14 protein-coding genes and 1 pseudogene are annotated in these 10084 nt (G+C 60.7%); 8 read left to right on the forward strand and 7 right to left on the reverse strand.

What is annotated here, in order from left to right; all coding sequences use genetic code 11:
- Positions 1-79 precede the first annotated feature (79 nt).
- From ACFFNA_RS16655 to map, 3 genes and pseudogenes are all read right to left on the reverse strand, one after another.
- Positions 80-445, reverse strand: a complete 366-nt coding sequence (locus ACFFNA_RS16655; RefSeq protein WP_378919930.1) for a hypothetical protein — start codon at positions 443-445, stop codon at positions 80-82.
- A 127-nt stretch (positions 446-572) separates the two neighbouring features.
- Positions 573-1049: pseudogene (locus ACFFNA_RS16660) on the reverse strand (UPF0758 domain-containing protein); the annotation flags it as partial.
- Between the two features lie 44 nt (positions 1050-1093).
- Positions 1094-1921 carry a type I methionyl aminopeptidase gene (map, locus tag ACFFNA_RS16665; RefSeq protein WP_111546251.1) on the reverse strand — a complete coding sequence of 276 codons (828 nt, stop codon included), beginning with the start codon at positions 1919-1921 and terminating at the stop codon, positions 1094-1096.
- 41 nt (positions 1922-1962) lie between these two features.
- Here map and ACFFNA_RS16670 point away from each other — a divergent pair, with 41 nt between their 5' ends.
- The 8 genes from ACFFNA_RS16670 to ACFFNA_RS16705 all read left to right on the forward strand — a co-directional run bounded on the left by ACFFNA_RS16670 (position 1963) and on the right by ACFFNA_RS16705 (position 6437).
- Entirely contained in the window at positions 1963-2175 is a 213-nt protein-coding gene (locus ACFFNA_RS16670) for a hypothetical protein (protein WP_378919932.1), read from the forward strand.
- Positions 2176-2268: 93 nt separating this feature from the next.
- The gene (locus ACFFNA_RS16675; protein WP_378919934.1) at positions 2269-2691 is read left to right on the forward strand and encodes a hypothetical protein; all 423 of its coding nucleotides are present in this window, start codon (positions 2269-2271) and stop codon (positions 2689-2691) included.
- Between the two features lie 111 nt (positions 2692-2802).
- Entirely contained in the window at positions 2803-3039 is a 237-nt protein-coding gene (locus ACFFNA_RS16680) for a hypothetical protein (RefSeq protein WP_111546254.1), read from the forward strand.
- Positions 3040-3202: 163 nt separating this feature from the next.
- On the forward strand, positions 3203-3499 hold the full coding sequence (locus tag ACFFNA_RS16685; RefSeq protein WP_378919936.1) for a DUF982 domain-containing protein: 297 nt from the start codon (positions 3203-3205) through the stop codon (positions 3497-3499).
- 122 nt (positions 3500-3621) lie between these two features.
- Positions 3622-3981, forward strand: a complete 360-nt coding sequence (locus ACFFNA_RS16690) for a DUF6074 family protein (RefSeq protein ID WP_378919938.1) — start codon at positions 3622-3624, stop codon at positions 3979-3981.
- Between the two features lie 388 nt (positions 3982-4369).
- Entirely contained in the window at positions 4370-5596 is a 1227-nt protein-coding gene (locus ACFFNA_RS16695; RefSeq protein WP_378919940.1) for a pilus assembly protein TadG-related protein, read from the forward strand.
- A gap of 6 nt (positions 5597-5602) precedes the next feature.
- The gene (locus ACFFNA_RS16700; RefSeq protein WP_378919942.1) at positions 5603-6043 is read left to right on the forward strand and encodes a TadE/TadG family type IV pilus assembly protein; all 441 of its coding nucleotides are present in this window, start codon (positions 5603-5605) and stop codon (positions 6041-6043) included.
- Positions 6033-6437 (forward strand): TadE/TadG family type IV pilus assembly protein, encoded by a 405-nt coding sequence (locus ACFFNA_RS16705; protein WP_378919944.1) that lies wholly within the window; start codon positions 6033-6035, stop codon positions 6435-6437. The genes ACFFNA_RS16700 and ACFFNA_RS16705 overlap by 11 nt, the downstream gene beginning before the upstream one ends.
- Before the next feature lie 558 nt (positions 6438-6995).
- On the opposite strand, the gene ACFFNA_RS16710 is transcribed toward ACFFNA_RS16705, so the two are convergent.
- The 4 genes from ACFFNA_RS16710 to ACFFNA_RS16725 all read right to left on the reverse strand — a co-directional run bounded on the left by ACFFNA_RS16710 (position 6996) and on the right by ACFFNA_RS16725 (position 9830).
- Positions 6996-7217, reverse strand: a complete 222-nt coding sequence (locus ACFFNA_RS16710; protein ID WP_378919946.1) for a hypothetical protein — start codon at positions 7215-7217, stop codon at positions 6996-6998.
- Between the two features lie 28 nt (positions 7218-7245).
- Entirely contained in the window at positions 7246-7404 is a 159-nt protein-coding gene (locus ACFFNA_RS16715; protein WP_378919948.1) for a YjiS-like domain-containing protein, read from the reverse strand.
- A 133-nt stretch (positions 7405-7537) separates the two neighbouring features.
- On the reverse strand, positions 7538-7837 hold the full coding sequence (locus ACFFNA_RS16720) for a DUF4242 domain-containing protein (RefSeq protein ID WP_378919950.1): 300 nt from the start codon (positions 7835-7837) through the stop codon (positions 7538-7540).
- Between the two features lie 634 nt (positions 7838-8471).
- Positions 8472-9830 (reverse strand): winged helix-turn-helix domain-containing protein, encoded by a 1359-nt coding sequence (locus ACFFNA_RS16725; protein ID WP_378919951.1) that lies wholly within the window; start codon positions 9828-9830, stop codon positions 8472-8474.
- Positions 9831-10084: the final 254 nt, after the last annotated feature.

Below are 10084 nucleotides of genomic sequence, written 5' to 3' on the forward strand. Positions count from 1 at the left end.
CCGTAGCCCCCGCTGAAAACACGCAGGGCAAGGTTCAAACATGGGTCAATTCTCGGTGGAAATATCCTGGGTTGCCGGGTCAGTTCTCAGTGGCAATCAACACTTCGCCCGCTTCCGCTGTCTTGGCCTTACGCCTTCGCCGGACCTTCGCGGTGTTGACGCACTGTCTGATTGGCTCGACAAGCGAGGGTTCCCAGCCCTTCATTTGAACAATGCGCTGGGCCGTTTCCTTGTTAGCCTTGCTGCCTTCCGCCTCGCACTTCAGGATAAGGCGGTAAAGCTCGCCCTTGCGGAAGCGGTTGGGCTTGCGCCGTAGTGGCACGATCTGCGCCGGGTCGCCCTTATAGCCAAGGATCAACAGCACCGCGTCTATGTGCTGTAGCTGGTCAGCCAGGTCCGCACCCTTGAACCGGATTGCGCCGGAAATCTCCGCGCGCTTCGCCACCAGCGTATTGATAGCGTGCTCGTATCGGGTGGAGCGGACAATGGGAGCAACTCTTGGCATCCCCGGATTTTATGGGAACCCACCCTTTAGGTCGTGCGGGAAGTTGGTGCGTTTGCTACATAAGGCCGCGGAACTGCTCGCGCTCCTCGAACGCCATTGCCGAGCGGCAGTAGTCGAGAAGCTGCGTCCATGAGGAAAGGACTTCGCGGCCACGGACCTCGCCGCGCGCCATGCGCTGTGCAGTCGCCGCGACGACCTTCAGATCGAGCGCCACCGCCGGGCCGATGCCCTTGACCTCCTGCAGCAGGCCAACCGGGGCGCCAAGCACTTCAGCCAGCGTGCCGAAGCGCGCCAGCAATGCCTTGGCGACCGGTTTGGTGTCAGCGCGGGGGATCAGGCGAAAGAGCAGAAGTTCCAGAAGCTCGTAGTCGGGCAGGGCGTCCGGACCTGCCGAGGCAAAGCGTTCGCGCAAACGGTCGCGATGGCCGAGATAATGCGGCTTTTCCTCGCTCGGTTTTTCCTTGCTCGACTTGGCCTTCGCGGGAGGCCGGATCGGCACTTCGGAGAAGAAACCTCGCTCGTCGTCATCACTTCCTGTCCCCACAAGCCGCTCCGCATTTCCTGGCCGGAAGAACCGACGCAACAAGTTTAGGCCGGCAGGCCGGGGCGGTCGAGCTTGTTGGGCGACAGCGTGAAAATCTCGCAGCCGGTGTCGGTCACGGCGATCGTGTGCTCGTACTGTGCCGACAGCGAGCGGTCGCGGGTCACCGCGGTCCAGCCATCCGACAGGACTTTTACATGCGGCCGGCCGAGATTGATCATCGGCTCGACGGTGAAGATCATGCCGGGCCGCATCTCGACGCCCTCATTGGCGCTGCCATAGTGCAGGATGTTCGGCGCGTCATGGAAAAGCTGGCCGACGCCGTGGCCGCAGAAGTCGCGCACCACCGAGCAGCGCTCAGCCTCGGCATAGGTCTGGATGGCGGCACCGATGGCGCCGGTGCGGGCGCCGGGCCTGATCGCCGCAATGCCGCGCATCAGGCATTCATGGGTGACTTCGAGCAAGCGCTCGGCGGCGCGCTTGATCGTGCCGACCGGGTACATGCGCGAGGAATCGCCGTGCCAGCCGTCGAGGATGTAGGTGACGTCGATGTTGACGATGTCGCCGTCCTTGAGCGGTTTGTTGTCGGGGATGCCATGGCACACGACATGGTTGATCGAGGTGCAGGACGATTTGGTGTAGCCGCGATAGTTCAGCGTCGCCGGCAGCGCGCCGTGGTCCATGCCGAATTCGAAGACGAAGCGGTCGATGGTTTCGGTGGTGACGCCGGGCTCGACCATCGGCACCAGTTCGTCGAGGCAGCGCGCGGTGAGATCGCAGGCCTTGCGCATCCCGACAAAGCCTTCTTCGCCATAGAGGCGGATCTGGCCGGTGTTTCTGAGTGGTGCCGTGGCGGCGTCGAGGTAGGTGACCATTTTGTCCGTATAGCTAGGTAGGACCCTGCAAGAGGGCCGACGTGAAAATCTCCCCAGATTTGGCACTTGAGGGCAAAAGGTTCAAGGAAGAACTGCTCGATGCAGCCGTGCATCTCGGGATATTCGCCTTAAGGCGTATTGATATTCAGGTGATGCCGGCCGGCAAACGCTGGTTTTCTGCGCTTTCGGTGCTCACGTACTTTAAGTACGCTCCGCTCCGGTTCTCGAAAACCAGCGTTTTCAACTCGGCCTGACCTGAATCTCAACACACCTTGGTATGGGGCGATGTCTTGCCGGCTTTTGCCCGGCTTGCTTTCCTTCCTGGCCATCGTGCGTTAGGGCGAGTGATGTTTTCGAGACCGCTTCCCTTCACGGCGGCCAAGCGCACCAGATTGCTTGAAGCGCCGCTGACGACAGCCTGCTCATGCCTGATGGGCATGGTGCTGCTGGCGATGCTGTGCTTCGGCCGCCCGGACGTGCCAGCCTTCGCGGACGCTGCATCGGGCGGCGCCAGCATCGGCCTGGAACGGTCTGGAGAGGTGGCGGCGCTGTTGCGTGTCACCGGCAAGGCGCAGGCGCTGGAGGTTCGTGCCGCGCGGCCGGCCCTGGTCAAGTTCGCCAGCGGCCATGCCGCTTTGCCGGTTCTCGACGCTGTTTTTCTTTGGCTTGAACGGACTTCGCCGAAAGCGGTTATTTCGGGATACGGAGCGCCCTCGGGTCCCAGGGCAAATGCCCATCAGCCGCGCGGGCCGCCGACCATCGCGGCCTGAGCGGTCGAGGACCGCAGCTTCACACCATACCTATCCCTGTTCGCGTCGTGATCGTGCGGCGGCTGTCGGCCGCGCACCGATCGCGCGGCGCGTCGTTTCCGGACTATTTCAATGCAACGCATCAAGACATTCAAAACCCTGTCGCGCGCCGCCTCGGCGGCCGCGTTCCTTTCCGTCCAGGCGCTCATCTGCATCGGAACCGTTTATTGGGCGCTTGCCGAGACGCTCGGCCTGTCGGCAATGGCGGCACTTGTTCTCGGGGGCATCTTCGCCGTGCCGACGATATTTGTGCTGATCACTGCCACCCGCATGGCTTTCGACGCGGAGACAGATCCGGCGAACCAGTAAGCTTGGCGGCTTCCGGGCGGTCGCGGTCACGCAGTGGTCGCGACCGCAGTGACGACCAATTGGTCGCACCGCAGTGACGACACATTTCTGAGCCAAAAGCGGTCAAACCAACTTTTGACGACGAACCGCGTTGCATCGGTGACGCCAGTTCGGGAGATGGGAAATGGACAGACTGCAATTCGAGGTGCCGGTGCGGATCGCACCCGCGCCCGGCCTGCCAGTCGAGGAGATTTATAGCGTCGAACAGGCGCTCGATATTCTTCAGGACTGGCCTGTGCGCCGTCAGGGCCCGATCTATCAGAAGGCGTTCAACGCCTGCTTTGGTGCCACGGTGGACGTGGTCAAGACCGAAGATGCCTGCCGGGCATTCATGGCGTTTTGTCGTGCGAGCGGACTGATGGCCAGGGACATGATGACGCCGCGCAAGCGTGGCGGCGAGGCGAGAACGCTTCAGGCCTGAAGGCAGTTGACCGCTTCGCCAGTCCCGATTGAAACGCCGACGATCGCTTTGAACCTACACGGCGATGTCGTGACCGGATCATGGCGTCCCTTTCGTCTCCGACGACGGCACGAGCCGCGTCAATGTCAGTGCCGTTAAGCTTCCGTTTCCACCTTGGCGGCTACGCCAGTGCTTGTTCAGCAATGGTTGATTCGTTGCGTCAGTTCATGGTTTGGAAGATGTCTCCAGAAAAAGTCCGCGCGTTCCCGATCGACCGTCAGGTGTTTTTGGTCAGGGAGGTTGCCGTCAAGCTCGGCAATCTGCATGGCGAGCCGGCCACCTCGTTCTGGAGGGCCAAGGCGTCGGAGTTGCTCGATCTCGTTGTTGGATCCGGCCGGGACAGAACTGCAGCCAGCGATGAAGTGCGCAGGTTCTTCTTGGCCGTGCAGAGAGAAATGTCGGCCGGCGCTAACGCTGAGTCGACACCAATTCTTTCCGCCTGAAAGCAAAACCGCTCTACAACGCTATTTTACTCTAATTGCGCGTAAATGCCGGCCGTTGCCGCGACCATGCGACGACGCCAACAACTCCGCCAGACGGACTTGGTGTCAGTTTGTCGGCGCACAAGTCCTATCGCGTACGCAGTCCATCCGATCCTGCTCCATAGCGGGTCACTTGTCGCCCGTCTCCGCCGTTGCGTTGTTAGCGAATGGTAAACTATCCCGGCAATCGTTTGCGCGGGACGGAAGCTTTTTGTTTCGTCCTAGCTGCCTTGCATACGCTTCGATCAGCCAACGAACCCTTTCTTTTGCAAACCAATAGCTTACTGATCAAAAATGAACTGAACTTTTTAGCCATTCGTTCATACATGCGTGCTTTCTAATCCATATCATGACCTTCAGTTGCTTTACCCGAATTCGGCTTATAGCGAACGGCATATGCCGGGGTACGAACGCAAACGTTGCCACCATCTTCGCCCTGACCTTGCCGATCGTTATCGGCGCCGCAGGCTTCGGGGTGGAGACCTCCTACTGGTACTACAACAGCCTGAGACTGCAGGCGACGGCCGATGCCGCGGCCTTTGCCGGGGCGCTCGAACAAATCTCAGGTTCCGACAAACCGGCGATCGTTGCGGCCGCGACCCAGTCGGCCGCGACAAACGGGCTGGGCTCCGGCACGATCGTCGTCAATACGCCACCAGTGTCCGGACCGAATACGGCGAAGAAAGCGGTCGAGGTCATCGTTGGCCAGAACCTCGACCGGATGTTCACCGCGATCTTCACGCAGGCCCAGGTTCCCGAACATGCGAGGGCGGTAGCCCTCATCACCGATGCCTCGAAGGCCTGCGTGCTCGCGCTCGATCCATCCGCTTCGCAGGCGGCGCTGTTTTCCGGCAACACCAGCGTGAAGCTCATCGGCTGCTCGGTCATGTCCGACTCGATCGCTTCTGACGCCATCAAGCTTCAGGGCTCGGCGGGGCTCCAGGCCGATTGCCTGATAACGGCGGGCGGCGTCTCTCTCAGCAATCCCGTCACGACAGTCTGCGCGGCCCCGATCACCCAGGCGCTGCCTGCCGCCGATCCATTTGCCAGCCTGCCGGCCCCAGCGGCCTCGAACCCTTGCCAGAACGACAACAAGGCGACGCTGAGCCCAGGCACCTATTGCAGCGGCATGACGCTGAAGGGCAATGTCACCCTCTCGCCCGGCGTCTATGTCGTTCAGGGCGATCTCAAGATAAACGCCAACGCGGCCATTATCGGCAGCGGTGTGACCATCTTCATGTCGGGCAGTTCGACCGTCAGCATGAATGGCAACGCCTCCGTGAAGCTCAGCGCGCCGACCTCTGGCACCTATTCCGGTGTGCTGTTCTACGGCGACAGGACCGGCAACAGCGCATCCAGCACATTCAATGGCACAGCGGATTCACTGCTAACCGGGGCCATCTACTTCCCCAAACAGCAAGTGAATTATCTAGGCAACTTCTCGGGCAACAGCGGCTGCACCCAGGTCGTCGCCAAAACGATTCAATGGTCCGGCAGCACAACCATCAACCAGGATTGCACGAGCCTCGGAATAGGCGACATTCCGGCCACGCAGTCCGTGGCGCTGGTCGAGTAACCTTCCATGGAACGCCGGTCGACGCCGATGCTGCGTGATGATGCGGGTGTTGCCGCGGTCGAATTCGCGATGGTCCTGCCCTTCCTGTGCCTGGCGCTGCTCGGCATCGTCGATGGCTGGTCCTATATGACGAGCTCGCTGTCGATGCGCGCCGGCGTGAAGACTGCCGCGAACCTGATCATGGCAGGATCGACCAATGATACGGCGACCCAGGCCGTTGCCATTTCGAGCTGGGAGAACCGGCCGGCGGATGGCCAGGTCACACTAAGCCGGGTTTACATGTGCGGGACGACCGTGGTCGACGCTTCCACCTTGTGCAGTGGACCGAAGGTGCCATCGATCTATGTCCAGATCCAGGCATCGGCTACCTGGACGCCGCCTTTCACCTTCGGCGCCTTTTCCGCCCCCAGTGTCATTGGCCACCTGGAGATGATCCGTGTCCGCTAGGGCAAGCGCGTTCAGGCGGGATCGATCGGGCGGGGCCGGGTTGGAATTCGCGCTGATCGCGCCCTTCGTCATCATGCTGCTGTTCGGGATCTTCGCCTTCGGCTGGTCGATGAACTCCGTGTCCAGCGTTCGCTATGTGTTGGAGACGTCATCACGCTCGCTGCAGCTTCGGAACACGCTGACCCAGGCCGACATCCAATCCATCGCCACACAGAAATTGCAGGCCTTGGGTATGAGGGATGTGAACGTCACGATCGCCATCGATCCGGCGAGCGGTGGCTTCCGCATGGCGCATCTGACCGCCACCTATGCCTTCGTCATCGACTTCCCTTACTTCAGCGCCTTCCCGATCAACTACGCGACCACCGTTACCGTGCCGCTGGTCGGCAGCTAGGCACGTGGTCTGCCTTGGAGGTCGCAGAGCCTGCAACGCGGACACCGCTCGGCTCGCGCTGGTAGCCTCCTGCACGCGCCCCCTGCGCGAGTAAGAACGCACAGGCAAGTGCCATCGTAGGCTGCCTCGGGCACCAGCCCCGCCGGGGTTAGTCGGCAGCGGGGGTGGGGTGGCTTTGTGGGGCCCCTATCAGGGGAGCCCAGCCGTTCACGTTCAGGACCCTGATAGCCGCTCTCGCTCCCCAAAGCCCAAATCGCTCCGAAAGACGGAGTTCGACCCAACGGTGACCTTCTTCATTGTCCGCGTTGCGAATGGCGGCGATGCGCCTGATAGCGGCCGCCGAGTATCACTTAACCCTTGCCTGAAAGCAGACATCAGCTCGACAGGGTCCGCACCGCACCGCACCGCAACTCAATGCCGATGACGGCACCGAGCAGCGCGCCGGCGGTGGCGACGATCACGGTGCTTTTCGTGGTTTCGTGGCAAACCGCCTCTAGCAACTTGGAGCAGGCTGCAGCTGCATTTGACCCAACATTCAGCGTGTCGGCGAGCCTTGCTTCAGTTATAGCGAGACTTCAAAATGCGGCCAATCTGGACTAGGTTCAGTAGCACAAAGAAGACATTCCAGCCGACGACGTTCATGAGCGGCGTCGGCTGGCTGTAAAAATACACGGCGGGGCAGATTGCGGCCGCTGTGGTGAGGATCCTCAACCGCAAAATATCCAAGGTGAAGTAGGCGACCACATACATGATATTCGCCATGTTTATGAGAATTTCCATGTCTTTGGTTCCATTTGATGGCCAGCACTCAGATGCGATCGTCCTTGAGATGCTCTCGAACGGCGTAGGAGATCGCAGCGCGGCGAATGCCTATGTCCTTCAGGATATGGTCAGGTAGTTCGCGCAAAGCCCTTTCGGCTCTGCGCGCCCTCAGCCCGATCGAAATGCGCTTTAGGTAGTGAAACATCGTTTTCTCCACTGGTCAGGAATCGCGGCGCCAGGGAATGCGGGCAGGCCGCTCCAAGCGCCGTTCTGTTCATTGCTTACTGGTTGGACGACGCTGCCTCACGTTGACCACGCGAGGCAGCGACTGGAGGTCGTCAGGCGGCGGCTGTCGAAATCGGATCGTTCCGAAGGATGACTGTGTCGGCAACCGGGTAGAATTCCTCCCCGGGCATGCCAACGCGCTTGGCGTGATCCCGGATGGCATCACCGTCTTTGGCCTCGTAGATGCAGAAGGTGCCGATGCGCCCATCGGGTTCATGCACAACGTAACTGCGGATCCAGCTGACCGTGCCCGACATCTGCTCCTTGGCGACCTTTGCCGATTTCGCGCCGGCGGCTTCCAGTTCCTGCATGGATGCCCACGCGCTCGGGCGACGGATGACAAAGAGGTTCATGATTTTTCCCTTTCACTTTCGCGCCGACCCTTCGCCGGCGCTGCTGATGGCCATGCGGTGTCTGCATGGCTGGGAAAAAAATACGTCTCGGGGGACTGATCGTCCTTATCCAGAGCTGATCTCTGGCTGATCTTTCCCGTCGCCGGCTGACAAACGTGATCAGCAGATCATCCAGGCAAGCAGGAGGGCAGGGGTCAAGCAGTCAGCGCTTGCATAGAGCCGTCGACAGGCGACTGGCTATCTTGCGAAAGGTTATGGCGAAGCATTGCAGCTTCCTCTTCCAATCGCTGCGATCCCAGGTGGCGAGCCGATCTCTCTGCCGCAGTGATCTCCACCTTCGCCCGCTGATGTCGCCCGAGTTCAGCAATGCCTTCGCTAGCTGTAGCCGAACCCTCGCCGCATGATAAACAACGCCCGTACTGGTCCAGAGTTGCCGGGCCAGTAGCAGAAGCCGATTTCCGTTCAGGTCGCCTGGCTCGCAAAGCGCAGCCTTGGTTTCGGCTATCAAAGCCTGCGTAGCCGGCTGTCGCCAGCGTTCTGGCTGTGCATTTATTTCAGCGAGATAGATTGATGCTTGGGCTGAGCGCCCACCGCGCGCCGCTATGCAGGCCGCGTTCACCAACAGGTTTCCGCGTCACTGAAGATGGAACCACGACATCCCCTGTAAAGCCCGATCAAGTGCGGCCAGCGCACCGTCCAGATCGCCGGTTTCGAACAACAGCAGGGCATTGCCCGGTTCCGCATCCCAGCCGAGCGCATAGGCCTGATCGTAGTCGGCGCGCGCCGCTGCGAGATCGCCGATCATGGCGAAGATATCACCACGGACGCGAAAGCCTTCGCCAAGCGACCAGGATTCCTCCGCAGAGAGTTTGGGAAGCGCCTCGTTTATGCAGGTGAGAGCCTCAGGCAATATCTGCTGCGCTGCGACGACTTCCGCACGATGAAGGTCACAGGCTCCTGATGTTTGCGCAAAACTTGCGGTGCACCAGCTTTCAAAGCCTTCGCTCCACTGGCGAGCACGCGGCCAGTCGGCAAAAGTCCTGCAACTCCAGAGGATATTGCAGTAAACCAGGCTACCGGTGATGGGGTCGACTTGACTCGACAACGCGATCGCCGCCGCATGGTTTTGCTGCTCGCTGCCCTCATCGATCTTGCCGAGGGCCAGATTGAAAAATCCCTTGTACGTCAGGGTCAGCGCTCGCAGGCCAGGATCTTCGCAATTTTCAGCTATCGCGTGAGCGGCTGACGCCAGTTGAAGCGCTTCCTCCGGGCGACCGCCCGAGGATGCAAGGCGCGATCTCATCCAGAGCAGATATGATTGCGTACTATCGTCTGGCGACTGAGACAGAAGCGAAGCAGCACGTTCCAGCCATCCCTCCGCAACGGCATCCGATCCGCGTTCGGCCTGGATCTTGGCGAGCGTGACAGCAGATCTCGCGGCGCGCGCGAAATCACCGGCCTCGATATGAGCCGCAACAGCGCGAGCCAGCACAGGGATCGCCTCGGTTGGCCGCCCGCCACATTCGACGACCAGAGCCCAAAGGTCGATGTCCGCCGAAGAGAGAGCTTCAATCTCTGCAAGATTGGCGAAGAGTTTTGCAGCCGCGCTCCAATCGCGTGCCGCTGCCAGCCTGCGCGCCTCAGCAAGATCGTCGGCTCCTTGGAACGAGGCAGGCTGCACATATCCCAGCCCCGGCTCATCGATGGCGAAGCGATAGCCGTGGCGAACGTAGCTGTGTATCGCGTCCTGCAACCCGCCCGCTGCAAGCGCCTTGCGGGTGAGGCTGACCACGCGCTGAAGCGAAGCTTCAGTCACAATGACACCCGGCCAAAGAGCGTCCATCAGTTCGTCTTTGGGGACGACTCTGCCCGCGTTGCGGACCAGGTACACCAGCAAGTCAAAAACAAGCGGCTGGATTTTCTGCCCAACGCCTGTCAGCGACAGTTTGCGAGCAGCTTCATCAAGTTCGAATTGTCCAAATGAGTGGTGCATCGCCCCCTTCCGGTGCAACAATCTACCCTATCAAGCTAAAACATGGGAGAGGCTCAAGACGTGTGTGGCTCGGTTGCGCTCTGGCGGCAACATCATGTCGCCATTGGGCGCAGATGAAAATCCGTATGGACGAGGCGACCCTCGCGAATGGCGCCAGGAACCTGCTATGCCGGAAGAGATGACGGACGGTCTCATCGGTATCGGCGGAGCCGCGAATCTGTGGTAAGCCGCCGCTCAACCAACCAAAGGACGAC

The sequence above is a fragment of the Mesorhizobium kowhaii genome (assembly GCF_042431665.1).
GTDB lineage: Bacteria > Pseudomonadota > Alphaproteobacteria > Rhizobiales > Rhizobiaceae > Mesorhizobium > Mesorhizobium kowhaii.